This window comes from Sphingomonas sp. FW306-05-A (assembly GCF_058782275.1).
In genome coordinates, this window is sequence record NZ_JBYSXN010000002.1 from 163,419 (window position 1) to 189,888 (window position 26,470).

General features: G+C 65.4%; 17 protein-coding genes and 1 tRNA gene. 9 read left to right on the forward strand and 9 right to left on the reverse strand.

The window, feature by feature from the left end; all coding sequences use genetic code 11:
* Positions 1 to 18 precede the first annotated feature (18 nt).
* Positions 19 to 555, reverse strand: a complete 537-nt coding sequence (locus AC3WJR_RS09630) for a gluconokinase (RefSeq protein ID WP_492726087.1) — start codon at positions 553 to 555, stop codon at positions 19 to 21.
* 194 nt (positions 556 to 749) lie between these two features.
* Here AC3WJR_RS09630 and AC3WJR_RS09635 point away from each other — a divergent pair, with 194 nt between their 5' ends.
* The 4 genes from AC3WJR_RS09635 to AC3WJR_RS09650 all read left to right on the forward strand — a co-directional run bounded on the left by AC3WJR_RS09635 (position 750) and on the right by AC3WJR_RS09650 (position 10,250).
* Complete coding sequence (locus tag AC3WJR_RS09635) at positions 750 to 3,806, forward strand: glycosyl hydrolase family 28-related protein (RefSeq protein WP_492726090.1); 3,057 nt, start codon at positions 750 to 752, stop codon at positions 3,804 to 3,806.
* A 57-nt stretch (positions 3,807 to 3,863) separates the two neighbouring features.
* Positions 3,864 to 6,905 carry a TonB-dependent receptor plug domain-containing protein gene (locus AC3WJR_RS09640; RefSeq protein ID WP_492724537.1) on the forward strand — a complete coding sequence of 1,014 codons (3,042 nt, stop codon included), beginning with the start codon at positions 3,864 to 3,866 and terminating at the stop codon, positions 6,903 to 6,905.
* Between the two features lie 85 nt (positions 6,906 to 6,990).
* Positions 6,991 to 10,047 carry a glycosyl hydrolase family 28-related protein gene (locus AC3WJR_RS09645; protein WP_492724538.1) on the forward strand — a complete coding sequence of 1,019 codons (3,057 nt, stop codon included), beginning with the start codon at positions 6,991 to 6,993 and terminating at the stop codon, positions 10,045 to 10,047.
* 129 nt (positions 10,048 to 10,176) lie between these two features.
* Positions 10,177 to 10,250 (forward strand) — tRNA-Gly (locus AC3WJR_RS09650).
* A 112-nt stretch (positions 10,251 to 10,362) separates the two neighbouring features.
* On the opposite strand, the gene AC3WJR_RS09655 is transcribed toward AC3WJR_RS09650, so the two are convergent.
* Genes AC3WJR_RS09655 through AC3WJR_RS09665 form a run of 3 tightly spaced genes read right to left on the reverse strand, consistent with a single transcriptional unit; the run spans position 10,363 to position 14,133 of the window.
* Positions 10,363 to 11,256: an SDR family oxidoreductase gene (locus AC3WJR_RS09655; RefSeq protein ID WP_492724540.1), complete on the reverse strand. Its 894-nt coding sequence runs from the start codon at positions 11,254 to 11,256 to the stop codon at positions 10,363 to 10,365.
* Positions 11,257 to 11,305: 49 nt separating this feature from the next.
* Positions 11,306 to 13,123, reverse strand: a complete 1,818-nt coding sequence (locus tag AC3WJR_RS09660; RefSeq protein WP_492726092.1) for a glycoside hydrolase family 15 protein — start codon at positions 13,121 to 13,123, stop codon at positions 11,306 to 11,308.
* Positions 13,124 to 13,128: 5 nt separating this feature from the next.
* Positions 13,129 to 14,133, reverse strand: a complete 1,005-nt coding sequence (locus tag AC3WJR_RS09665) for an SDR family oxidoreductase (protein WP_492724543.1) — start codon at positions 14,131 to 14,133, stop codon at positions 13,129 to 13,131.
* Between the two features lie 245 nt (positions 14,134 to 14,378).
* Here AC3WJR_RS09665 and AC3WJR_RS09670 point away from each other — a divergent pair, with 245 nt between their 5' ends.
* Entirely contained in the window at positions 14,379 to 15,839 is a 1,461-nt protein-coding gene (locus tag AC3WJR_RS09670; RefSeq protein WP_492724546.1) for an aminotransferase class I/II-fold pyridoxal phosphate-dependent enzyme, read from the forward strand.
* Positions 15,840 to 15,854: 15 nt separating this feature from the next.
* Here AC3WJR_RS09670 and AC3WJR_RS09675 read toward each other — a convergent pair whose 3' ends face one another.
* Together AC3WJR_RS09675 and AC3WJR_RS09680 are read right to left on the reverse strand one after the other, a co-directional pair.
* Positions 15,855 to 16,232: a response regulator gene (locus tag AC3WJR_RS09675; RefSeq protein WP_492724548.1), complete on the reverse strand. Its 378-nt coding sequence runs from the start codon at positions 16,230 to 16,232 to the stop codon at positions 15,855 to 15,857.
* Between the two features lie 142 nt (positions 16,233 to 16,374).
* Positions 16,375 to 17,865: an HWE histidine kinase domain-containing protein gene (locus AC3WJR_RS09680; RefSeq protein ID WP_492724549.1), complete on the reverse strand. Its 1,491-nt coding sequence runs from the start codon at positions 17,863 to 17,865 to the stop codon at positions 16,375 to 16,377.
* Positions 17,866 to 18,258: 393 nt separating this feature from the next.
* On the opposite strand from AC3WJR_RS09680, the gene AC3WJR_RS09685 reads away from it, so the two are divergent.
* The 3 genes from AC3WJR_RS09685 to AC3WJR_RS09695 all read left to right on the forward strand — a co-directional run bounded on the left by AC3WJR_RS09685 (position 18,259) and on the right by AC3WJR_RS09695 (position 22,346).
* Complete coding sequence (locus AC3WJR_RS09685) at positions 18,259 to 19,446, forward strand: DUF2252 family protein (protein WP_492724551.1); 1,188 nt, start codon at positions 18,259 to 18,261, stop codon at positions 19,444 to 19,446.
* A 91-nt stretch (positions 19,447 to 19,537) separates the two neighbouring features.
* Positions 19,538 to 21,040, forward strand: a complete 1,503-nt coding sequence (locus tag AC3WJR_RS09690) for a diguanylate cyclase domain-containing protein (protein WP_492724553.1) — start codon at positions 19,538 to 19,540, stop codon at positions 21,038 to 21,040.
* Between the two features lie 160 nt (positions 21,041 to 21,200).
* Positions 21,201 to 22,346: an FUSC family protein gene (locus tag AC3WJR_RS09695; protein WP_492724555.1), complete on the forward strand. Its 1,146-nt coding sequence runs from the start codon at positions 21,201 to 21,203 to the stop codon at positions 22,344 to 22,346.
* A 33-nt stretch (positions 22,347 to 22,379) separates the two neighbouring features.
* On the opposite strand, the gene AC3WJR_RS09700 is transcribed toward AC3WJR_RS09695, so the two are convergent.
* The 3 genes from AC3WJR_RS09700 to AC3WJR_RS09710 are packed head-to-tail and all read right to left on the reverse strand — an operon-like array spanning position 22,380 to position 25,533.
* Positions 22,380 to 24,407 carry a TonB-dependent receptor gene (locus AC3WJR_RS09700; protein WP_492724557.1) on the reverse strand — a complete coding sequence of 676 codons (2,028 nt, stop codon included), beginning with the start codon at positions 24,405 to 24,407 and terminating at the stop codon, positions 22,380 to 22,382.
* A 5-nt stretch (positions 24,408 to 24,412) separates the two neighbouring features.
* On the reverse strand, positions 24,413 to 24,763 hold the full coding sequence (locus AC3WJR_RS09705; protein WP_354284276.1) for a hypothetical protein: 351 nt from the start codon (positions 24,761 to 24,763) through the stop codon (positions 24,413 to 24,415).
* Positions 24,764 to 24,777: 14 nt separating this feature from the next.
* A complete protein-coding gene (locus AC3WJR_RS09710; protein ID WP_492726094.1) occupies positions 24,778 to 25,533 on the reverse strand; it encodes a competence/damage-inducible protein A in 756 nt (251 codons plus the stop codon).
* A 64-nt stretch (positions 25,534 to 25,597) separates the two neighbouring features.
* Between AC3WJR_RS09710 and map the strand changes: the two genes are divergently transcribed.
* Positions 25,598 to 26,422: a type I methionyl aminopeptidase gene (map, locus tag AC3WJR_RS09715; protein ID WP_492724559.1), complete on the forward strand. Its 825-nt coding sequence runs from the start codon at positions 25,598 to 25,600 to the stop codon at positions 26,420 to 26,422.
* Positions 26,423 to 26,470: the final 48 nt, after the last annotated feature.

Genomic DNA, 26,470 nt, shown 5'->3' on the forward strand with positions numbered 1-26,470 from the left:
CACAGAGCTCGATGACCCTCAGCGCTGTACCGTATCCCGTGCGCGCAACTGTGACGCCTCGTCGACAAGCCATTCAACCGACGCCGCACACGATGCCTCAGGCGTTGCTCCGGCATCGAGGATCATCGCGGGCTCGTCCGCCGTAGGGCGTTCCAGCGTGGCGATCTGGCTGTCGAGCAGGCTCGGCGGCATGTAATGCCCCACCCGCGCGGCCATCCGCCGCTGCAGCTCCGCCGGACTGTTATCGAGCAGGATGAACCGCGTGGGTTCGACGATCGCATCGATCAGCCGTGTGCGATATCGCCGCCGCAGCGCGGAACAGGCGGCCACCGCGATACCGTCGCGGCGCACCGCTGCCCCCAACGCCGCACCCAGCCGGTCAAGCCACGGCCAGCGATCCGCGTCATCGAGCGGGTGACCGCTGCGCATCTTGGCGACCGCGGCGGCGTCGTGATAGCTGTCGCCCTCGAGAAACGGTGCGCCCAGCGCCTCTGCCAGCCGTTCGCCGAGCGTGGACTTGCCGCTCCCGCTGACGCCCATGATGATCACCGCCATCGGCGCGATCGTGCTGTTGCAATATGGCCGCTGCACTCTTGATCCTTGTACCTGGGGCCATCTCGCAGTTCTTCTACGGTGCTCCCGTCGGTTCGGGGAACTACGACCTTGGTCGCGGATGTCACGCGCCAATCCCCGGCCTATCCCGCACGAAACCGGCCACGCAGGCGCTGGTTGAGGAGAGCGGCGACGTGATGAGACATACCGGACGCTGGCTGGTGACGACCGCGGCAGTGCTGCTGCCGTGCACCGCGTTTGCCGCGCCTCCCCAGGCCACGCCTTCATCCCGGTCGACGCTCGCGTCGGCGCCGAAGGACGTTGACGCCATCACGGTCAATGCCCCGACCGACGGCAAGACCGACGCAACCGCCGCGATTCAGCAAGCGATCGACGCATCGCGCCGCGCGAGCGGCCAGGGTGCAGGGATCGTGTTCCTCCCCTCGGGGCGGTACCGCCTCACCCGCAGTATCCTCGTTCCCCCGGGCGTCCGCATCTTCGGGGTAGGACGCACGCGTCCGGTGCTCGTGCTCGCCGACGCGACGCCGGGGTTCCAGCAGGGCGTGGGGACGATGGTCGTCTTCACCGGCGGCGACCAGTATAACGTCGGCAAGGTCCCCGTTCCCGTCCCCACCGTCGTCCCGCCGCGCGACGACGTTCGCGACGCCAATTCCGCGACCTTCTATTCGGCGATGAGCAACGTCGATGTCGAGATCGGCGCGGGCAATCCGGCAGCGACTGCAGTGCGCTTCCACGTCGCGCAACATGCGTTCCTGACGCACATGGACTTCCGCCTCGGGTCGGGGTTCGCCGGAGTCTATCAGGCGGGCAACGTGATGGAAGACGTCCACTTCCACGGCGGGCGATACGGCATCGTCACCGAAAAAACCTCGCCCGCGTGGCAGTTCACGTTGCTCGATTCCAGCTTCGACGGGCAACGCGACGCCGCGATCCGCGAACATGAGGTCGATCTCACCCTCATCAACGTGGCGATCCGCGATACACCCGTCGGGATTGAGATCGACCCGGGATACAGCGACTCTTTGTGGGGCAAGAACGTCCGGTTCGAACGCGTATCGCGCGCGGGCGTCGTCATCAGCCGCGAGAACAGCGTCTTCACCCAGATCGGCTTCGACAATGCGGTCGCGACCGACACGCCGGTGTTCGCGCAGTTCCGCGAGAGCGGCAAGACGGTCCCCGGCAAGGGCCGCACCTACCGCGTTTCCGCATTCAGTCACGGCGTCGCGGTCCCTGCGCTCGGCACCACCGGCACGATCGCGACCGACGCGCGGATCGAACCATTGCGGGCAATGCCCCGGTCCGGACCCGCCGCCATTCGTGCAATCCCCGCGGTTGCCGAATGGACCGATGCCAAGACGCTCGGTGTCATCGGCGATGGCAAGACCGACGACACCGCCGCGCTGCAACGCGCAATCGACACGCACCGCGTCGTCTATCTCCCGATCGGCTTCTACCGCGTGACCGGAACGATCAAATTGCGTCCCGACAGCGTCCTGCTCGGGCTGCACCCGGCGCTGACGCAATTAGTGCTCCCCGACAGCAACCCCGCCCATGCCGGTCCCGGCAGCGTCGTCCCGCTGCTCGAAACGCCGCGTGGCGGGAACAACATCGTGTCGGGGCTCGGCCTGTTCACCGGACGGATCAACCCGCGCGCCACCGCACTGCTGTGGAAGTCGGGCGCGACCTCGCTGGTCGACGACGTCAAGATCATGGGCGGCGGCGGATCCCCGACCGCCGACGGACTATCGCTGGGTGCCAAGGCCGCGCGCAGCGGCGACCCGGTCGCGGACAATCGCTGGGATGCGCAATATCCGAGCATCTGGGTCACCGATGGCGGCGGTGGAACGTTCGCCGACGTGTGGACCCCCAACACGTTCGCACATGCCGGCTTCTACGTATCCGATACGAAGACACCCGGCTATGTCTATGAATTATCCGCAGAACATCACGTACGCAACGAGATCGTCCTGGACGGTGTGGAGAATTGGGAATTCCACGCCCCGCAGACCGAACAGGAAGTCGGCGAAGGCATGGACGCGGTGTCGCTCGACATCCGCAATTCGCGCAACCTGCTGTTCGCCAACTATCATGCCTATCGCGTCACGCGGACCTACCACCCCGCTGCGACCGCGGTCCAGTTGACCAACAGCAGCGACATCCGCTTCCGCAACGTCCACATCAACGCCGAAAGCGCGTTCGCCAGTTGCGAGGCGGCGGGCTGCGGCACCTATGTCCGCGCCAGCAAATTCCCGTTCGAGAATGCGATCGTCGACAAGACTCGTCACGTCGCCTTGCGCGAACGCGAATTCGCCAGGCTCGACCTGCCCGCAACCCCGGTCGTGGCGGCAGCGGCACCCGCGATCCCCGGCATCGGCGCGGTGCGCAAGCTGGAGGACGGGTTCTTCTCGATCTCGGGCGCGGCAGTGGACGCCAAGGGCGCGCTCTACTTCGTCGAGCACCGCTTCCAGCGGATCCTGCGCTGGAGCGAAGGGGCCGGCCTCGAGACCGTCCGGGACGTTCCGCTCGACCCGGTCAATCTCGCGGTCGATGCGTCGGGCAAGCTGCTCGTGCTGTCCTCGCTCGGCGCGGAGGCGACGGTCTACGCGTTCGATCCGCGCGGCCCCAAGACCGACGTCCAGCTGATCCCGGCCACGCCCACCGCGTCGCATCCGGCGGCGGACACGCTGCTCCCGGTCAATTGGTGGAACAACGGCGAGTTCCGCGACCAGTATGACGCCGCGACCGACCATTTCACCACGCTCGGCGAAATGTTCGCGCGCGATGCCGGAACGGCCAAGACGCGCGAATATGTCTCGCCGGACGGAAGCCTCGTCCTGCCCGCTTTCCGCGTATGGCAGCAGGGCGCGCCCGACCACGTCGGCTGGCGCTTCTCCGATACGCTCGACAGCTACGGCTTCGTCCGCGGCAAGGTTGGCGAGCGGGTGTTCGTCAGCAACGAATCCGAAGGGCGCACGCTGAGCGGGCTGGTCGGCGCGGGTGGTGCGCTGACCGACCTCAGGATGTTCACCGAGCGCGGCGGCGAGAGCGTCGCGGTCGCGAAAGATGGCCGCGTGTTCATCGCCAACGGACAGGTCTTCGTCCACGCGCCCGATGGTAGCGCGATCGGCACGATCGACGTGCCCGAGCGTCCGCTGCAACTGATCTTCGGCGGGGCGGACGGGCGGACCCTGTTCATCCTGACGCACCATTCGCTGTATTCGGTGCGCGTATGAGCGACGGGTCTTTCAAGCATAACAATTAGCAACAAAAACAACGGGGTGGGGACTAACATGAAGATCATCGCAAAGGACATTCCTTCCGCCGCACGCCGCCGCGGCATGCTCCTGGGCGCAAGCCTTGCATCCCTGATCGCGGTCACTCTCGCGGTGCCAGCCACCGCGCAAACGGTGCCGAGCGAACAGACAACGCCGGCCGAAACGCCGTCACCCTCGGCATCGCTGCCCAGCGACACCGCCGCCGCCGCGACGCAGGCGAGCGACGACATCGTCGTCACGGGCTCGCGCATCACCGCAAGCGGCTTCACCGCGCCGACGCCGACGACGATGATCGGGGCCGCCGACATCGCGCGCAACGCGGAACCCAACGTGTTCACGACGATCGCGCAATTGCCCTCGCTACAGGGATCGAGCGGCGTCACCACCGGCACCAACAGCACGTCGAGCGGCCAGCAGGGGCTGAGCTCCTTCTCGCTGCGCGGTCTGGGGACGATCCGCACGCTGACGCTGCTCGACGGCCAGCGGGTCGTCGGCGCGAACGTCACCGGCGTTCCCGACATCAGCCTGTTCCCGCAACTGCTGATCAAGCGCGTCGACGTGGTGACCGGCGGTGCGTCCGCGTCTTATGGCTCGGATGCGGTCGGCGGCGTCGTCAACTTCATTACCGACAAGCGCTTCGTCGGTTTTCGCGCGAACGTGCAGGGCGGCATCACGACGTATGGCGACAACAAGCAGGGCCTGTTCCAGGCCGCCATCGGCAAGAGTTTCTTCAACGATCGCCTGCACGTACAGCTCAGTGGTGAGTATGATCACGAAGACGGGGTCCCCGCCGGCGGCTTTGGCGAAGCGGCCCCGAACGGGCGGCAGTGGTATCGCACGACGACCTTCGTCAATCGCAACGTCACCAACGACGGGTCGCCGCAATATCTGGTCCGCGATCATGCGCAGGCGTATCAATACACCAAATACGGCCTGATCAGCGCCGGACCGCTGCAAGGCACGGCGTTCGACGTCAACGGCAATCCGTTCCAGTTCCAATACGGTTCGAACGGCGTGCCCGCGAAGAATGCGGCCGGCACCGTCTCGGGCTGCTTCTCGGCGGGCGGGTTCTGCCTCGGGGGCGATCTGTCCGGCAACGTCGGGATCGGCACGACGCTCCAGTCGCGCCTCGATCGCTACAACGGCTATGGGCGTATCGGTTTCGACGTCGATGCCAACAACGAGATCTACGCGACCGTCAACATCGCGCAGGTCGATACGATGAACCAGCCCAACCCCGGCGCAACCAAGTCCGGGCTGACGCTGCAATGTTCCAACCCCTATGTTCCCGCCTCGATCCAGGCGGCCTGTGCCACCGCGGGGATCACGCAATTCCAGTTCGGCACCAGCAACGGTCAGTTGCCGCGCAACATCACCGTCTATCCCTCGCGCAAGCAGTATCGCTTCGTCGGTGGCGCGGCGGGCAAGCTGCCGGTGTTCGGGACCGATTGGTCGTATGACGTGTCGTATGAGCACGGTGAGAACATCACCGACATCAACGTCGAGAACATCACGCTGACCCCGCGCTACAATGCCGCGATTCAGGCGATCCGTCTCAACGGCGAGATCGTCTGCGCAAGCGCGACGGCGCGGGCCAACGGGTGCGTGCCGATCAACATCATCGGCGGTGCCACGCCCAGCGCCGCGGCGCTCGCCTATATCACCCCCGCCAATGGCCCGATGCAGCATACCCGCCAGACGCAGGACGCGTTCACCTTCGCCTTCAACGGTTCCCCGCTCGAACTCTGGGCCGGCCCGGTGTCATTCGCTGCGGGTGCGGAATATCGCAACGAATTCTACCACGTCGTCGGCGATCCCTATGGCAACGGCGTGTCGGACGAGAGCCCGTACAGCGCGGATTACCCCGCAGATCCGTTGCTCTCGACCAATGGGGCGAACTGGTACGCGGGCAATTACCACAATGGCCGCGGCAGCTATCATGTCGCCGAGGGCTTCCTCGAGGTGAACCTGCCGTTCCTCAAGTCGGAACAGCTTGGCAGCGCCAACCTCAACGTTGCCGGTCGCGTGACCAATTACAGCACGTCGGGCACGGTCTATACGTGGAAGGTCGGCGGCACCTGGGACACACCGATCGACGGCATCCGCCTGCGCGCGGTCACCTCGCGCGATGTACGCGCACCCAATTTGTCCGAACTCTTCGCCGCGCCGATCACCACGACGATCCCTAATTTCACCAACCCGTTTACCGGGACCGCGTTGACCATCCTGCAGAACGCGATCGGCAACACCGCGCTCAAGCCCGAGATCGCGCGCAACACCACGGCGGGAATCGTACTGTCGCGCGCGGCGTTCCTTCCCGGATTCAGCGCATCGTTCGATTACTACCGGATCAAGCTCAACGGTGTGATCTCTACGCTCAACGCGCAGCAGGAGGTGAACCTGTGCCGTGACGGGGTGACTTCGCTGTGCAGCGCGTTCGATCTCGCCCCGGCGACCGGCACGCCATACGTCAATCTCCAGGCGTTCAACCTCGCGTCGATCTTCACCGATGGCTTTGACATCGAGGCGAGCTACCGGACCCGGCTCGACAAGCTCAGCATCCCCGGCCAGATCGAGCTGCGGGGGCTGGCCACCAATGTCCGCAACTTCATCACCGATCCGGGCGTACCGGGCACGATCCCGACACAGGGCGCGGGCGTGAACGCGGGCAATACACCATCGTGGAAGCTGCTCGCGATCGAAACCTGGTCGACCGACCGGTTCAGCTTCAACCTGCAGCAGCGCTGGTTCAGCGACGGTGTCTACAGCAACGAATATGTCGTGTGCAGTACCGGCACTTGCCCGGTCGGTCGCACCGCACTCCAGAACACGCAGCACCCGACGATCGACAACAACACGATGCGCGGCGCATTCTATCTCGATCTCGGCGGCGCGTTCGACATCACCAAAAAGCTGAACGTCTACTTCAAGATCTCGAACGTGCTCGATCGCGATCCGACCCCGTCGCCGCAGACCAACACCGGCATCGACGTCAATCAGGGCCTGTACGATACGCTCGGCCGCCTGTTCCGGGTCGGTGCACGCTACAACTTCTGACGTCCGTTTCCCGCGCCGCGGCCGGTGGTCACGGCGTAGCTTCGTCTCGGCCATCGGCCGGGACATTTTCGTTCGAGGATAGGCCATGCCCCGCCGATCGCTTCCGTTCCGCGCATTCCTGCTGGCCGGGCTGGCGTGCGTCGCAGCGCCGGCGGTGGCATCCCCATCGGTCTATACGACCGCACCGGACGATCCGCGCGCGGTGACGGTGGCGGGTGTCGGCAACGGACACGCCGACGACACGACCGCGCTGCAAGGCGCGATCGATGCCGCCGCGGACAAGGGCGGCGGCGGGATCGTGTTCGTGCCCTCGGGGCGGTATCGCATCAGCCGGACGATCTTCATCTGGCCGGGCGTCCGCGTCTTCGGGGTCGGCAAGACTCGCCCGGCGATCACGCTCGGCAACGCCACGCCGGGGTTCCAGAAGAGCCTCGCCAACATGGTGATCTTCGCCGGCGCCAAGCCGGGCGCGGTCGATACGGCGGCAACCTATCGCACGCCCTTCCCGCCCCCCGGCAGCGTGCCCTTTAACCCGCGGATCGCAGATGCCAACCCGGGCACCTTCTACCCCGCGCTGTCGAACGTGGATTTCGTCATCGGCAAGGGGAACCCCGCCGCCATCGCAATCCGCTTCCACGCCGCACAGCACGCCTATCTCGCGCATATCGATTTCCACATCGGGTCGGGTCTGGCGGGGATCTACCAGGTCGCCAATCAGGCGGAGGACCTGCATTTCCACGGCGGGCGCTATGGCATCCTGACCGAAAAGCCCTCACCCGCCTGGCAGTTCACGCTGCTCGACTCGAGTTTCGACGGGCAGCGCGAGGCTGCAATTCGCGAGCATGAGGCGAACCTCACGCTCGTCAACGTGTCCTTCCGCGCCATGCCGACCGCGATCGACATCGACCGCGGCTATGGCGACTGGCTGTGGGGCAAGAACATCCGGTTTGACCGCGTGCGCAAGGCGGCGGTGGTCATCAGCAACGAAAATAATGTCTTCACCCAGATCGGGTTCGAGAATGCGGTTGCCCGTGCGACGCCGCTCTTCGCGCGCTTCCGGGACAGCGGCAAGACCGTCGCGGGGGTCGGCGCAACATACCGCGTCGCGGCGTTCAACTATGGCCTCACCGTGCCGGCGCTGGGCAGCACCGGCAGCTACCAGACCGTCCTGAAGGCAAGCGCGATCCCGCGGCTCCCTGCGCCGCCACCGCCCGCAATCCGCGCGGTGCCGCCGACCACCGCGTGGAACAACGTCCGCACGCTCGGTGCAAAGGGCGATGACCGCACCGACGACACCAAGGCGATCCAGCGCGCGATCGATACGCATCGCACCGTCTATTTCCCGGCGGGCCGCTACGTCGTCACCGACACGCTGCGGCTCAAACCCGACACCGTATTGGTCGCACTTCACCCGAGCCTGACGCAGATCATCCTCCCCGACGGCACCCCTGCTTTCCAGGGCATCGGCGCACCCAAAGCACTGATCGAAAGCGCACGCGGCGGCGATGCGATCGTCTCGGGACTTGGCCTTGCCACCGGCGGGATCAATCCGCGCGCGACTGGGCTGCTATGGATGGCGGGCGAACAATCGCTGGTCGAGGACGTCAAGTTCCAGGGCGGCCACGGCACCAACCTTGCCGACGGCACGCGCTTCGATCCCTATAACGCCAACCACACCGGCGATGCGGACCCCGCCAAACGCTGGGACGCGCAATATCCGAGCCTGTGGGTGACACGCGGCGGTGGCGGCACCTTCGCCAACCTTTGGAGCCCCAGCACTTATGCGACCGCGGGGATGCTGGTATCGGACACCAGCACGCCGGGCCACGTCTACCAGATGTCGAGCGAGCATCACGGCCGCAGCGAGTTCGCGCTCGACCATGCCGCCAACTGGGAGTTCCTCGCGCCGCAGACCGAGGAGGAAGCGGGCGAGAGCCAGGACGCGACTTCGTTTGAGATCCGCGATTCCCACGATATCCTGATCGCGAATTACCACGCGTATCGCGTCACGCGCTCGCTCAAGCCCGCCCCCACCGCCGTCAGGCTGTACGGCCGCAATACGGTCCGCTTTCGCAACGTCCATGTGAATGCGGAGAGCGGTCTGGGCACTTGCGACGAGAATGGTTGTGCGACCTACCTCCGCGTCAGCAAGTTTCCGTATGACAATGCAATCCAGGACAGCGCCAGCGGGCTGGAGGTCCGCGAACGCGAATTCGCCATGCTCGACGTGACCGACGCCGTGAGCGCATCTCCGACAGGGCAACCATATGCCAACGCCAGGGTCGACCGTATCGCGGACGGCTTCTATTCCGCATCCGGTGGCGCGGTCGGGCGGGATGGATCGCTGTATTTCGTCGACCATCACGCACAGCGCATCCATCATTGGGCACCCGACACGGGGCTGACGGTCGTCAGCGATGCCGCGCTCGATGCGGTCAACCTTGCGGTCGACGCATCGGGCCATCTGCTCGTGCTGTCCTCGGCGGGGCGCAACGGAACGGCGTTCAGCCTGAACCCCGAAGCGCGCGATGGCGCGATCACGCCGATTGCCGCCACGCCGACAGCCCCGCACTCGAAAGCGGCGAGCGTGCTACCGGTCAACACATGGGCCAATGGCGAGTTCAGGGATCAGCTCGATCTCGCAGACTATAGCTATCCGACGCTCGCCGACATGTACGTGCGCGACATGGGGGCCGCCAAACCTCTGGAATACGTGTCCCCCGACGGCAGCCTCGCGCTGCCCGCCTACCGCACGTTCCAACAAGGCCCGGCGACCTTCCGCGGATGGCGTTTTTCGGACTCGCTTGATGCGTATGGTTTCACCACCGCGGCGGTGGGCGCGCCGGTGTTCGTCACCAACGGATCGGAGAACAGGACCTACCGCGGTCGCGTCGCTGCGCAGGGTGCGGTCGTTGACCTGAAGCCCTTCGCGGACCGCGGCAGCGAGAGCGTCGCGGTCGATGCCCGGGGCCGAGTGTACGTCGCGAACGGCCAGGTTTTCGTATACGGCGCGGACGGTTTGGCGCTCGGACGGATCGACATCCCCGCGCGTCCCTTGCAGTTGCTCGTCGGCGGAGCGGACGGACGGACGTTGTACGTGCTGACACATCATGCGGTCTATCGGGTCGGTCTGGCGGACTGATCTAGCGTGCCGCGAACTGCGCAGTAGGCGTTGACCTCTGCCCGCAGAATGTGCCAATGCCCGCACATCGATGGCTCGGTCGCCTTCCCACGTGGTTTCACGTCGGATCCGGATGACGCAGTTCGATATGCGGGTGTAGCTCAATGGTAGAGCTTTTGCTTCCCAAGCAAGTGACGAGGGTTCGATTCCCTTCACCCGCTCCAATTCCTCGCTGACCCTGCAACGTTGCGCTCAGGTGCGACGCTTTCGCTCCATCCCGCCGGCAGCGGGTAAAGAAGCCGACCGACATTGACCACAATGCCGGTCGGCCCGACGTCAGGCGACCCCCGCCCCGCCGGTGACGCCGTAAACCTCGCCACTGATGAAGCTTGCTTCCTGGCTGGCGAGCAACACGTAGACCGCCGACAGCTCGACCGGTTGACCGGGACGCCCGAACGCGCTCTTGGCGCCGAACTGTTCGACCGCCTCGGCCGGCTGCCCACCGGACGGCTGCAACGCGGTCCAGAACGGTCCCGGCGCCACGACATTCGCGCGGATGCCCTTCTCGAGCAACTGCTTGGCCAGCGCCTTGGTATAGGCGACGATGCCCGCCTTCGATGTCGCATAGTCGAGCAGGATCGCCGAGGGATCGTATGCCTGCACAGACGCCGTCGTGATGACGCTGGCACCCGCGGGCAGATGCGGCACGGTGGCCTGCGCGATCCAGTGCATCGCATAGAGATTGGTCTTCATCGTCTGGTCGAAATCATCCGACGTGACCTGAGAGACGTCCTCCCGGTACTTCTGCCGCGCGGCGTTGATGACCAGGATGTCGATGCCGCCCAGCGCGTCCACCGTCTTGGCGACCATCTCGCGGCACCAGTTCTCGTCGGTAATGTCGCCGGGAAGCGCGAGCGCCGTGCGGCCTTCCGCCTCAATCAGCGCGATGACCTCGGCGGCGTCGGACTGCTCGCTTTCGAGGAAGGAGATCGCCACATCGGCCCCCTCGCGCGCGAAGGCGATCGCCGCCGCACGACCGACGCCGCTGTCCCCGCCGGTGATGAGCGCCTTGCGCCCCTTGAGCTTGCCCGACCCGACATAGCTCGTCTCGCCATGATCGGGTTTCGGGTTCATTTCGGCGGCCAATCCCGGCGTAGGCTGCGGCTGGCGTGGGAAGGGCGGGCGCGGATATTGGGTGCGCGGGTCCTGCATGGTCAAACGATCGGACATGAGACGTCTCCTTGAGATAATTGGGAAAAGGTCGGAACGGACCGCGCGGTCAGCACGCGTCCTGCTGCGCCAGCACGTCCAGCGCCATCACGTGCGCCAGATGCGAAAGGCCCTGCGGAAGATTGCCGAGGAACGCGCCCGTCTTCGGGTCGGCCATCTCGGTCAGGATGCCGACACCCCGATCAAGCGCCGTGGTGATCGCCTGTAGCGCCGCCTGCGCGCGATCACGCTGGCCGAGCAGTGCACGCGCCTCCACGATCCAGAATGTACAGGCGAGGAAGCATCCCTCCTCCGCGTCCACGCCGCTGTAGCGATAGTGATAGGGTCCGGCGCCCAGTTCGGCATCGATCGCGTCGAGCGTCCTCGCGAGCTTGTCATGGCCGTCGAACCCGAACCGGACCGCAAGCGCGAGCGATGCGTCGAGCTTGTCGCTGCCGGGGTAGAAGACGAACGCCTGCTTCTTCTCGGACCAGCAATGCTCCTCGATCCAGTCCGCGATCCGGTCGCGTTCGCGCTCCCAGCGGTCGCGGCATGTCGTCGGCAGCTGCCCTTCGTCCGCCAGCTCGACCGCACGAGCGAGCGCCTGCCAGCAACTCACCTTCGACATCGTGTAATGCTGCGGCTCTTCCAGCTCCCAGATCCCGGCATCCTTCTTGCGCCAGGCATCCGCGCACTGGTCGGCGAGATGCGAGAGGAGCTCCGCGCTCGATGGATCGAGAATATTGCCGCATCCGACAAAGCACGACGCGGTTTCGAAGATGTCGCCGTAGATGCCGTGCTGGTGCTGGTCGGTCGCCGCATTGCCGATCCGCACCGGTTGCGAGCGTCGATAGCCGGGGACTTCGATCTCGGTGAGATCCGGCACCAATTCCCCGCCAAGCGTGTAGCAGACGCGCGCATCCTTCTCTGCCAGCCGCTTCAGGAGCCAGGTGAACGCCGCCTTGGCTTCCGCCTGCGCGCCGGCGGCGAGAAACGCCTTGATCGTATATCCGGCATCGCGGATCCAGGCGTAGCGATAGTCATAGTTCTTCGTGCCCCCGATCCCCTCGGGAAGCGACGTCGTCGCTGCTGCCGCGATCGCGCCCGACGGCGAGAACAGCAGAAGCTTCAACGCGAGGACGCTGCGGATGAAGGCAGGCCGCTGCTCGCCCGTATAGGCGACGCGCGATGACCAGGTTCGCCATTCCGCATCGGACACGTCGATCCGATCGTCGATATCGGCCAGCTTCGGCACGACCAGCGGCTCGCCCTCGCCGGCGACGATCGCGAGGACCTCGCGCCGTCCCTGCGTCACGGTCAACGTTCCCTTGACCGCTTCGTCGGCGCGCTCAGCAGTGAAGCCGTCGGTGTGGAGGAACAGGCCCAGCACCGATCCCACATGAAACACCGAATGCCTGCCGATCGTCGACTGGTACGGACTGGCGCCGTTGGCCCGGCGTCCCGGGCGCATTTCGACCGTAAACGCGACCGTGCCGTCGAGCCCCTCGACCCGCCGCGCCAGTTCCGCCCAGGGCAACCGGCCGGCAGTGCCGCTGTTCATCGATTCGATCAGACGGGCCCGCCCGCGGGCCGTCGTGAAGATCGTCTCCAGGACGTTGCTGTCGGGCAAATAGCGACGCTCGACCTCGAACGGGTCGACCGGCGTGATCGTGAAGCGACCACCCTCCTCCGGGTCGAGCAAGCGGTCGAACAATGGCGGGGAATCGAGATTGGGAACGCACCACCAGTCGATCGACCCATCCGCCCCGGACAAGGCTACCGAGCGGCCATCGCCGAGCGCCCCATAATCCTCGAGTGCCAGATACCCGTCGACCCGGTTTCCTCCCGCAACGGGCTGCACCGGGCGCGGTCGCACCGCGTCGAGCAACCCCGTCACGAACGCGTCCGTGGCAACAGGCGCGACAATCCATAGCCCGCTGCAAGACCGACGCTGACCAATGCACCGGCCGTGCCCGCCTTGAGCAAATCGCGTTGTCGGCTCGAGAAGATCTCGGTGCGCGTCGACTTGGCCCGCTCAGGCCAGGGGCCGTCGATCTGCGCGGGGCCCGGGACTGCCTGATCGAGATTGCCCGCACGATCCGGCACGGACTCGCCCGTCATATCCGCAATCATCGTGGCGGCCTGCCGGTCGGCCCGTTCAGGCGCAAGCGACTGACCGATCGCCATCATCGCGGTAGAGCGCCCCACCCAGAACTCGCGCTGCGGCTTGGTCACCGCGGTGAACACCGCTTCGGCACACAGGCGTGGGTCGAACAGCGGATCGGGCAGGATCTGCTCGCGCCCGCTATGATTGCGCGCCCAGGTCGGCTGCGGCGTGTTGACGGCGGGCAGATAGACGATCGACAGCGACACCGCGCTGCGATCCGCGATCAGTTCGGCGCGCAGCGAATCGGTAAATCCCGTCACCGCGGATTTGGCCGCGCAATACGCTGCCTGCAACGGCGCGGCGCGGATCGCGAGTCCCGACGAAATCTGCACGATCGCGCCACGGTTGCGAGGTTTCATGTGCCGCAACGCCGCCAGCGTGCCGTGCACCTGGCTGAGGTACGTCGTCGCCGTCACGCGCGCATATTCTGCTGCGGTAATCCGATCGGCCGGCGCGACCACGGTCGACATCGCGTTGTTGACCCACGCGTCGATCGACCCGAGTTCCGCCTCGACCCGATCGGCGGCGCGGTCGACGGCATCTGCGTCTGCCACATCGGCGCTGATCGCAAGCACCTTCGCGCCGCCGCCCGACAGCATCTTGCGGGCGCCTTCAAGTCGATCGGCATCCCGCGCGATGATCGCGACCTGCCAGCCTGTTTCGGCAAACCGTTGTGCGATCGCAAGGCCAATGCCCGCGCTGCCACCGGTAACGACAATCGTCTTGGCCATGTCTGCTCCATGATATTGGTTTTGACCGCACGACCTGCTGGCCGACGTTGAACGCTCGGTGCGAAGAAGAACCAAACGCCGCCGCAGCAAACCATATCCCTGCAAATTGGCTGGTAGAGCCGGGACGTGCCGCTGGCGAAAGGCTTCGAATTCAAACAAGCACCTCATTGAAAACGAAATTTTTACTGCAGCGGGGGCTTTTCCTCCCCTGTGCGTTTGGTCGTCCGACAAGGAGTGGGCGTGGCATGGACCAGAAGATCGCACCGTTGGTAGAGGCACTGACGAGGATCGAACGCAGGCCGGTGATCGGGTTCGGCGCTCCCGGTCATAACCAGGGCGCCGCCATGCCGGGCGGAATGCGGACCTTGCTTGGCAAGCGTGTTTTCCGGGCCGATGTGCTTACCCCCAAGGGTCTGGACGATCGGACGGAGGGCAAACTTGTCCTGCAACGCGCGCACGAGATCGCGGCGGAAGCATGGGGTGCCGATTTCTGCCGCTTCGTGACGGGCGGCTCGACGCAAAGCCTGCATACGGTGATGGCGGCAATTGCCGCCCCGGGCGACACGATCCTCATCGCGGCGAATGCACACAAGGCCGAGCGCACCTATGCGCTGGCGACAGGGCTCGATGCCGTCGTCGTCCCCGTACAGATCGACGCGACCTGGGACATCGAACATGGTGTCACGCCGCAGGCCCTGCGCGAGACCCTCGCGGCGCATCCGAATGCCAAGGCGTTCATCGTGGTCAGCCCGACTTATTACGGCGTTACCAGCGACGTCGCCGCGCTTTCCGCCATTTGCCACGACCACGGGATCCCGCTCATCGTCGATGCCGCTTGGGGCGGTGCCTTCGCCTTCTGTACAGAGCTACCAGACGATCCGCTCACCAAGGGCGCGGATGTCGCGGTCTATAGCGCGCACAAGACGATGGGTGCGTTGGCGCAGGGGTCGGTCATCGTTGCCAAGGGCAAACAGGTCGATCTTCAACGGCTCTGGATGGCCTACGAATTGTTCGAGACGACCAGCCCCTCGGTACCGATCCTTGCCTCCCTAGATGCGACCCGCCGCGACCATGCCGTGGATGGCGAGCAAATCTGGGCCGCCGTCATCGCACTGGCGGAAAAGATGCGAAGGAAGGTCGCGGAAATTACGCCGCTGCGCGTTTTGACCCGTGCCGACATTCCGGGCGACGCCGATCTGGATGTTACCAAGATCCTGATCGACGTCTCGTCGCTCGGCGTATCGGGATATGCGGTCGATGACTGGCTGTACGAAAACCACCGCATCAGCATGGGGCTGTCCGATGCCCGCCATATTCTCGCGGTCGTATCGGTGGGCACGACCCGAACGGATCAAAAGGCACTGGTCCGTGGATTACGCGATCTGGTAGCGCGTCTTGCCGCCGATCCCTCGTTCCTCCCAAAGACGGCGGTTCCACCCGGCATCGGTACCCTCTCCGTCGACATGGTAATGCCAGGACCTGCCGCGCTGAACGGTCCTGCGGAGATGGTGCGGTATGAAGCAGCCGCCGGACGGATCGCGGCCGAGATGATCGCCCCCGCTCCGCCAGGCGTGCCGCGCCTTGTTCCGGGTCAGCGGATCACCGCGGCGCACGTCGCGTGGCTTGTCGCCAACCGCGATGCCGGCGCTTTCATGATGGATCCGATCGACCCGACCGAAGCGACGCTGCGCGTGGTGAAGGAATGACCCGTGGCGTGAGGGTCAGCAGTCGGGCGCGATCGTCTGGAACGTGGAAACGAGCAGCCGATCATCGACGGGTTTGACGAGCATCCGCATCGCATCGGAGCGTGGCTCGCATACGTCGGGCGAGCCGGTGACGAACAGGACAGGGATCGTGCCGAGCGTCGCGAGGATCCGCTGAACCGCAAGCGGGCCGGTCCCTTGCGGCAAGTTCACGTCGGAAATGATGATTGCCGGCGGATGATCCAGTGCGACCGTCACCGCCTCGTCTTCAGTCCCCGCGATGTCGACCGAGGTGGCACCAGCGGTCTCGATCAACTGCGCGATATGATCCGACAGGAGCCAGTCATCTTCGATAATCAGAACATGACACATGGTGGTTTCCAGATCGTACAGCATGTTAATGCTTCAGGATCGGTTTCGGGCTCGCATGTTTGAACGGTCGATCGTTATTATGGCCCGCTCGGCCATGATCTGCATGGAACACATGCGGGCGTGCGGGACCATTACCGGGGTGCCCGGCCATGCCCGCCACGTCGCGTCAGATCGGCGCCTCGATCTCGAAACGCACGCCCGCTGGCGGATAGGACAGCTTGGCTTCGCCGCGAACATGCCGCGACAGCACCCGCTCGATCATGCGCGACCCGAACCCCGTACGGGTTGGCGGCGTCACGCACGGTCCCCCATGCTCGACCCAGGCAAAGCGGAAATGGCGATCGCCGTCCGATCCCTGCAGCGCCCAGCGCACGTCCACCGACCCGTCGGCGTTCGACAGGGCGCCATATTTGATCGCGTTGGTCGCCAATTCATGCAGCGCCATCGACAAGGCCAGCGTCACCTCCGGCGACAACCGGATCGATGGGCCACCGACGACGATCCGTTTGCCGTTCCGATCAACGAACGGTGCCAGGACCCGCTCGACAATATCGCCGATCACCGCGCCATCGACTTCGTCGCGGACCAGCAGTTCATGCGCCGCGCCCAGGCTGGCGATCCGTCCGGCCACGGTGACACGCGCGTCCGCCAGCGACGCTGCGTCGCGGAGCGTCTGGCTGACGACCGCGCCGACCGTCGCCAACGTGTTCTTGACCCGGTGCGTCAGCTCGCGCGCGAGGATCGTGCGGTGTTCCTCGGCAAACTTGCGTTCCGAGATGTCCGTCGAAAAGCCCGACATCAGCAGCGGTGTGCCGTCGGCGCGATATTGCATCTCGCCCCGGATCGCGATCCAGCGCTGATCCCCCGCGGGCGTCAGAATTCGGTATTCGATCGCCAGCGGCACCCCCGTCTCGACCGTCGACGCAACCGCCGCCTGCTGGCCAGCCAGGTCGGCCGGGTGGATCATCTGCAGGATATCGGCATAGGTCAGCGGTGCGTTCGGGTCACAGCCGAAGTTCGCCTTGCAACTCCTCGATGCGGTCAGCTCCTGCGTGGCGGGATCCAGCGTCCATGTTCCGAGCCCCCCTGCGCGGAGCGCAAGCTTCAATCGCGCCTCGCGCTCGGCAAGATCCACTTCGCGCGCCGCCACTGCCGCCGCCAGCGTCTCGCGATCCTGCTCCAGCTGGATCATGCGATGCCGCTCGAGCGTCACATCGAGCTGCGACGCGACGAAGTACCGGACCTGTCCGTCCGCATCGAACACCGGTGATACGATCAACCGGTTCCAGAACGGCGTACCGTCGCGATGGTGATTGAGCAGGTCGATCTCGATCCGCTCGCGCTTCGCGATCGCCTCACGGAGCCGCTTGACGTCGGCTTCCTCGGTCAGCGGCCCCTGCATGAACCGGCAGTTGCGACCGATCGCTTCTTCCGCGGCAAAGCCCGTCAACCGCTCGAACGCCGGATTGACGTAGATCAGTGGATTGTCGGGCAACGTCGGGTCGGTGACGACCATCGGCACGATCGCCCCGTCGAAGGCGGCAACGATCGGATCGTTTGGATCGAGCCTCCCGACAAACGCATCGATCGCCGATCGCACTTCGGGTGGCGCATCATACGGTTTGAGCGGGGCGGGCGGGAGAGGCTGTCGATCCAAGGCAGGCATACTTCCAAAAGGGGGATAAAACGGCATGAAAGATGGCGATGCCAAGCTGATACGGACGTCAAAACAGGTCGATACGCGTCTAAATGATGGGTCTCGCCCGCTGAAATGTGCTGCCATCGGACCAGTGCCCGGTGCGATTTACGGGGAGGACCAGGTCGCCTTCGACCGTCTTCATGCAAGGGCTGGTCGACGTAATCATCACGGTAGAACCCACCCAACGGTGTTGGGGTCCCGCAAATAATCGGTTTTTGGTCGGGTCCGCACGCCAACCTGGCACGTCAGGGGACGGGTCCCCAGGCCGCCAAACGACCCCAGCGGCAATGTTCCGTTACATTCTGGCAGGGCGTGCGTTAGGCATGTTCGTCCAACCTAGGTGACCCATCAATGCCCAGTTCGACCGAACGCCCTGCCATCCTGGAAGCCAATCGCATGCGCAAGATGGCGCGTTCCGCCCACGCCTATGTCCGCGGGAATACTGTCAAATTCTACGAATGGCTGGAGGCGTCGCCGGTGGCAAAACGGGTGCCCGCCGGTCCGAAGGTGTGGATTTGCGGGGATTGTCACCTCGGTAATCTCGGACCGCTGACGAACGGGGACGGCCGTGTCGAGATCCAGATCCGGGATCTCGATCAGGCCGTGATCGGCAATCCGGCGCATGACCTCATCCGCCTGGGCCTGTCGCTCGCGACCGCCGCTCGGGGTTCCGACCTGCCCGGCGTCACCACCGCGCGGATGGTGGAGGAAATGGTCGAAGGCTATGCCGCCGCGATGGAAGATCCCACCAGCGGCAACGCTGGCGTCGAACCCGACGTGGTACGCAGCGTCCAGCGCGCGGCAACCAGCCGCAGTTGGAAACACCTGGCGAAGGAACGGCTGGAGGCGGTCGATCCGCGACTGCCGATCGGCAAGAAATTCTGGGCGCTCGCGACGACGGAGCGCGATGCGCTCGAAGCGGTGTTTACCGACCCTAAGGTCAGCCGGATGATCCTCGCCCTCGACCACAAGGACAAGCATCGTACGGTCAAACTGGTGGATGCCGCTTATTGGATGAAGGGCTGCAGTTCCCTGGGCTTACTGCGCTTTGCGGCGATCGTGGGATTGAAGAATGCCAAGGGCCGCTCCGATCACGCGCTGGTCGACCTGAAGGAAGCCGTCGCACCGATCGCCCCTGCCGCGCGCGGTGCGGTGATGCCGACCGACAATGGCGAGCGCGTCGTCGCCGCTGCACGCGCACTCTCCCCGCACCTGGGCACGCGCATGATGCCCATCCGGTTGTTGGGCCGCTCGCTGTTCATTCGCGAACTGGCCCCGCAGGATCTCAAGCTCGAAGTCGACCAGTTCAACCATGCGCAGGCAGTCAAGGCGGCACGCTACCTCGCGTTTGTCGTGGGCAAGGCGCATGCGCGCCAAATGGACGCCGCCAGCCGCACCGAATGGTTGAGCGTCCTCGAGGCAGACCGCAGGGGCATGATCGATGCGCCGTCATGGTTGTGGGAAAGCGTCGTGTCGCTCGCAGGCAGTCACGAGGCCGGTTATCTCGATCACTGCCGCCGCTATGCGCTTGCCGCCTGATGACCTGCAACGACATCGGTAAAAACCCGGCCGACGCTAGACTAATGCGGCATTTATTCAATGTTAACCGAGCCATACGCACAATGCTTGAATGTCGGACACGCACCAGTTCCATTCTATTCGCGAAAGCGAGCGGCTAGAAAAACTTGGAAGCCTCGCGCTTCTGGACTCTCCTCCAGAGCGCGAATTCGACATCATCGTCTTGCTCGCTCAACGCCTCTTCGATGTGCCGATCGCACTCGTCTCGCTGGTTGACGATCACCGGCAGTGGTTCAAGGCACGCTGTGGCCTGACCATGACCGAAGGTCCGCGCGGTGACGCTTTCTGCGCGCATGCAATGCATGTGGAAGACGTGATGGTCGTCGAGGATGCGACCCTCGACGAGCGTTTCGTCGACAATCCGCTGGTGACCGGCGACGCGGGCATTCGTTTCTATGCGGGCGTGCCGTTGCGGCCCGCTGCCGCCGGCTTCTCGCCCGATCTCCCCGGAATTGGTACGCTGTGCATTCTCGACACGAAACCGCGGGCGTTTTCGACCGCCGACAAGCGCACGTTGCGCGACTTGGCGCATCTTGTCGCCGGTCTGATCGAAGCCCGGTCCGCCGCGGCCTCGCTGCGGACGCTGACGGGCACGCTTCAGGAGCACGCCTCCACGCTCGAGGTGCAGCATCTCCAGCTTCGCCAGGCTGAACGGATGGTCGGGATCGGGTCGTGGCGGTACGATCTTGTCGACGGATCACTTCACTGGTCGGATCAGGTGTATGCGATCTACGGCCTCCCGCTTGGGCAGATGCCCTCTGTCGAAGAAGGGCTGAGCTTCTATCCCCGCGAACGACGCCCGGAAATTGCGCGTCTGTTGGACCGCGCGGTGACAAATGGAGAGTCCTTTGATTTTGAAAGCAATTTTACGACGGCGGACGGACGGGAGCGGCGCGTGCGCAGCATGGGCGAAGTGCAGGTCGCGGATGGACGGCCTGTCGCGCTGACCGGCGTTTTTCAGGATGTGACGGATCGCCATGCGAACGATCAGGTTCTGCTCCATTCGGCTAATACCGATGCGCTGACCGGCCTCGCCAATCGTGCCTGCTACGAGCGGCATCTTGCCGGCATTCTCGATCGTCGAAAGGGCGCGAACGCCCCGCTTTGCCTTGTCCTGCTCGACCTCGACGGATTCAAGGCGGTGAACGATACGTTCGGTCACGCCGCCGGCGACGATGTCCTGCGCATGATGGCTGACCGCCTGCGGCAGATCGCTCCGCCGATGAGCTTTGTCGCACGGCTGGGGGGCGACGAATTCGTCCTGTTGCTGACCCGGCCCCGGGACTGCGCGCGGGCCGAGGCGCAAATCACGATGATCCTGGAAACGTTACGCCACAACGTCGAGCGCGAGGGCCAATGCCGCCCGGTCTCTGCAACAATCGGCGCCGCCTTTCTGGAGGATACGCTGGTCTCGCCCGCCGAACTGACGCACCGCGCAGATCTCGCATTATACGAGGCCAAACGGCGACGGCGGGGCACGGGCCAGATCTACGGAATGACCGAGCCCATCGTCGCGCCGCGCCGCCTTTATGCGGTCGGCACCACCGGACGGTAACTTGGATCCTGCGCATAACACCGTGATGCGCGTTGAATTGCGCACCAAAATGTAGCACACGCGAGCCCGGACAAACCACCAACCGTGCAGTTCGCAGGGTCAGGCGCACGCAGATCGTGGAGCATCTCTCCCTCGCCTGCTTCGGCACCGTCTCAAACGGTTGCCGCTCCGTCCTGACCGGGCGATTCTCAGGCTCCGGGACAAAACACTGACCGTCGTTTCTCACATCCGTACCACGCTCGCCGGCAACGCCGCCAACCTGCGCCAGGTGGCGCGGGTGATGGTCGGGACGGTCGCGGCGTTTGCGGCGTATCGGATGCTCGGGCTGCACGAAGGCTATTGGTCGGTCTTCACTGTGCTGATCGTCATGCAGGCGTCGATCGGCGGCACGCTCACCGCAGCGACCGATCGTCTGCTTGGCACCCTGATCGGAGCAGTCCTCGGCGGATTGGGCGCAGCGTTGCAGCGAACCACGACGATCGAGGTTGGCTTGGTGCTCGTGATCGTCACGGGTCTGGCGGCGCTCGTCGCGGCGATCCGCCCACGCTTGCGGGTCGCGCCCGTCACCGCTGCCATCATGCTGCTCAGCGCGCCGCCGGGCGCGCCAGTGCAGGACTTCGTACGGGATCGGATCATCGAGATCGGGATCGGCGGCGTCATCGGCGTGCTCGCCGCAATGCTGGTGTTTCCCGCGCGCTCGCACGCAGTCGTCATCGCGCGCACCGCCACGGTGCTGCGCCAGATCGCGCGGATGCTGGCGGAACAAGCCCGCGCGCTGGAGGCGGGAGCGCCGCTTCCCTCCTCCCCCGACCATGTCGCCTTGCGTCAGGCGCTGGGCAACGTCGAAGCCGCAATGAAGGATGCAGACCGCGAACGCGCCACCCGGCTGGCGGACCATCAGATTCCCGCATCGGTGCCGCGCACATTATGGCGCGTCCGCAACGATCTGGTGCTGATCGGCCGTGCGCTGGACGAAGTGCTGCCGCCCGTTGCATTGGCCGCGCTGGCGACACCCGCCGCCGCTATGCTTGATGCCCATGCCGCACTTGCGACCCGTTGCGCCGTCGCACTGTCCGCCGGAACGTCGGTCGACCGCATGGATGCGTCCGCCTGCTACCGCAAGTTCGGAGCCGCGCTGGACCTGTTCCGGACGAGCGACGCCGCGGCAACGCTCGATTTCGAAGCGTCGGGGCGGGTGTTCGGACTCGCGTTCGCGGCTGGGCGATTGCACCGCGACATGATCGATCTTGCCGGGCGGGTCGACGATATCGCCCCCGGCAAGGTGCTTGCGGCAAAACCGGCGTAGCCGCCGGCAAGACGCAAGCTTGCGGTAGATGCCCTACCGCGCTGGGCCGCCCAGCCGCACCCCGATCCACAACCGGCGCGGCGTGCCGAGGTCGATCGAACCACCGGCATTGCGGGTGATGATGGTCGTGTCGGTCAGGTTCTCCCCGCGCGCGACCACGGTCCAGTGCGCCGCCACGGGCACGCTCACCACGCCGTCGAGCGTCGTGAAGGCGGGGAGCACGTCAGTCTGCAGATCGTCCTCATACTGCTTCCCGACGTGCCGCCCTGTGAGCGACAGCCCGAAACCGCGGCGATCTTGCCAGGCGAGCGTGGCGCTCGCGGTATGCCGCGGGCTCTGCGCGGGGATATAGCCGTCGAGCTGCGCCGAAGCGCCGGACGCACGCACCTTGCTGTCGCTGAACGCATAGGACCCGTCGAGCGACAGCTGCCCCTGCGTCGCCCGCGCAGTGACCTCGACCCCGCGCGCGACGATCGCATCGACATTCTGACGTTGCCGAACATTCGGCGCGATCGTCACGTTCGCGATCGCTCCTCCCAGCCGGTTATAGAACCCGGTCACCCCGACCGAAATGCCACGCGCCGGGGTCAGATCGAACCCGCCCTCGACTCCGCGCAACCGTTCGAGCCCTAAGGCGGCGTTGGCTTGCGTGGTGATCGGGAAGACGACGAACGGGCGATACAGTTCGTTGAGTGTCGGTAGCCGGAATCCAGTATAGCCCGCCGCCCGGAGCGCGACCGCATTGCTCGCGTGGAACAGCGCACCTGCGCGGCCAGTCGCCTCGACCCCGTCGCGGTTCGCGAACCGCCGGTCGGTGGTGATCGCCCCCGTCCGGGTCCGCTCGCGGAAGAACCCGTCGGTGATCGTCCAACGATCGCCGCGCACGCCCGCGGTCAGCACCAACCGCCCGAGCGTCCAGTCGTCCTCGGCAAAAAGCCCTGTGGTGCTGGTGTTGCCGCCTGCGGTCCGCCGCGTCGTCACTGCGCCAGTTGCGGCATAGGCGTCCTCGTACAGCGTCCCCTCGCCCAGCCGCATATCCGCGCCGATGCGTAGCACATGGTCCGGCCCGACCGGCGGGCGCAGCTCGATCTTGCCGCCGATCCCGGTCGCGGGCGTGTTGCGCTGATCGAGCGTCAGCCGCGACGTGGTCGCGCTGATGACGCGATTGGTGAAGTTGCGCGCCTGGACATAAGCGAGCGCATCCACCGCCCAGGCCCCGCGATGGATCAGCCGGACGCTCGCATCCTCGCCCGAGGAACTGCTGTCGGCCCCCGCGAACCGCAGGGTGCGATTGTCACGGAACACGACCGCGCGCGCCTGCAGTTCGGTCTGCGCGTCGATCGGGACGACCGCGCGCGCCTGCCCCGACCAGTCGCGATAACGCGCACGCACGGTTGCGGCGGTGCGCTGGTCGACCGGGGTGGTGAAGAAACCATCGCCGCGCTCGAACCGTCCCGCGACCAACAGATACCCCGCGCCGACATCGGGCGACACGCTTGCGCTCGTCTCGACCGTATTGTTGCTGCCATAGAACGCGCTGCCCGCGACCCTTGGCAAATCTGCGCGGGTCGCACTCGCAAGTTCGATCGTGCCGGCGACCGCGCCTGCGCCGAACGCCCCCGCCCCGCCCCCACGCGTGATCCGCACGCTCGACAGCCGATCGGGCGACAGCGCGTTGAACGGGATATAGCCGAAGAACGGATCCGCCAGCGGTACGCCATCGAGCAGCACCAGCGCGCGTGACGACGCGTTCCCGCCGAGCGCCCGCAACGTCACGCCTTGCGCCGACGGGTTGGCCGAACGGCTGTCGCTCCGCCGAAACTGCTGGAAGCCCGCGACGTCGGACAGGACGTTCTCGACCCGGCCCGATGCGTCATTGGTCAGTCGATCCCGATCGATCGAGACCGATCCATAGGCGGGCACTCCCGGCGGCAGCGGCAACGGGGACCCGAGCACGACGATGTCAGGGCCGTCGGTTTCCGGTTCGGCCAGGGTCGCCTGTTGTGCGGACAGGCCAGCGGGGACGCCCGCTACCGCGAGCGCCAATGTCCAGAATTTCACGTCCGTCAGAGTTTCTTGGTCTGGGGAACACCGCTGACCCAGAACACCCCGTCCGGCTTCAGCGTGATGACATATTGCCCGCGATCATCGCATTCCGCGATCCATACCGCCTCCCCGTCGATCGGCGCGTGCTTCTCGAACCGGACGATCTTCTGGCAGGTGTAGCCACCGTCGCGAATAGCGCGGAAGAAGGTGGTTTCCTGCAAGCTCTTGGGCAGCGCGTCGATCTTGGCTTCCATCGGATCGGGCTTCGCTGTCGCAGCGGTCGTGTTGCCCGCATTGGTGGCGGGGTCACAAGCTGACAATCCGACGAGCGGGCCCGAAAGCAGGACGATGAGGGGTAGGACGTTCTTCATCACAGCGCTCCCGATCAGATACCGTCGCTAACGACATTGCGACCGGATTGCTCCAGTGCCGCGGTCAAATCCGCAATACAACGGTCGGCCAGTGCGGCATTGGTCGCGCGGACGACGAAGTTTGCACCGACGCGGCCGTCGCGGAAGAACGGATAGCTGCCGATCGCAACGCCCTCATGCGTCTTCTCGGCTTCGCGCAGCACGTCTGCGACTTCGCTTTCGCCGACCCAGCAACCGATCGTACGCGAGATCACGGGCAGTCCGCCCTCCAGCGTGCCGGTCAGCGCGTCCAGCATCCCGGCCGTGATGTGCGGCACGCCCGCCATGATGAAGATGTTGTCGATCTTGATGCCGGGCGCGCCGGACATCCGGTTCTCGATCAGGTCGGCGCCCTCGGGGACGCGCGCCATCCGCTTGCGCGCGTCGTTCAGCCCGCCACGATCGGCGTAATAGGTTTCGAGCACCGCCACCGCCTGTGGATGGAACACGACCGGCACGCCCAGCGCCTCAGCGATCGCGTCGACCGTGATATCATCGTGCGTCGGCCCGATCCCGCCGGTGGTGAACAGATAGTCGTTGCGCTCGCGCAGGATGTTGACCGCCTCGACGATCGCCTCGGTCCGGTCCGCGACGATCCGCACCTCGGCCAGGCGAATGCCCTGCACGTTGAGCCAGGCCGCGATTTGCGCGACGTTCTTATCCTGCGTGCGACCCGAGAGGATCTCGTCGCCGATCACCGCGAGCGCGGCTGTCCAGATGCGGTTGGTCATCCCGCCCGCATAGCCCCGCGCCGCCCCCTCGCAAAGCCCGCAGCGTGCCGCTATATCGATTGTCATGACCGAATATGTAACCGTAACCGCCGACGCCCCGATGGGCCGGACCGGCGCGATCAAGCTCCACGGCCGCGACGCGTTCGACGGGATGCACGCCGCAGGCAGGCTCGCCGCCGAAACGCTCGACATGATCGTGCCGTTCATGGTGCCGGGAATGGCGACCGCCGATCTCGATGACATGATTCGCCGCTTCATCGCGGATCGCGGCGGCATCCCCGCGACGCTCGGCTATCGCGGCTATACGCATTCGAGCTGCATCTCGACCAACCACGTCGTGTGCCACGGCATCCCGAGCGAGAAGACGCTCAAGAATGGCGACATCGTCAATGTCGACGTGACGCCGATCCTCGACGGCTGGCACGGTGACAGCAGCCGGATGTATCTGGTCGGCGACGTGCCGATCAAGGCGAAGCGGCTGGTCGACGTGACTTACGAGTGCCTGATGATCGGGATCGAGCACGCCAAGCCAGGCAACCATCTCGGCGACATCGGCCACGCGATCCAACGCCATGCGGAGAAGCATCGCTACGGCGTGGTGCGCGATTTCTGTGGGCACGGGCTTGGGCGGCTGTTCCATGATGCGCCTGAGGTGGTCCATGCCGGACGTCCGGGCACCGGGCCGGAACTCAAGCCGGGGATGATCTTCACGATCGAACCGATGATCAACACCGGGCGTGCGGACGTGAAGCTGCTCGACGACGGCTGGACCGCGGTGACGCGCGACCGTTCGCTCTCCGCACAATTCGAACATTCGATCGGGATCACTGAGGACGGTTGCGAGATCTTCACGCTTAGCCCTGGCGGGTTCGACAAGCCGCCCTATTGAGGGGTTGGGTAGCGCACTCCCCGAAGCGCCAAGCACCACCACCCCGGC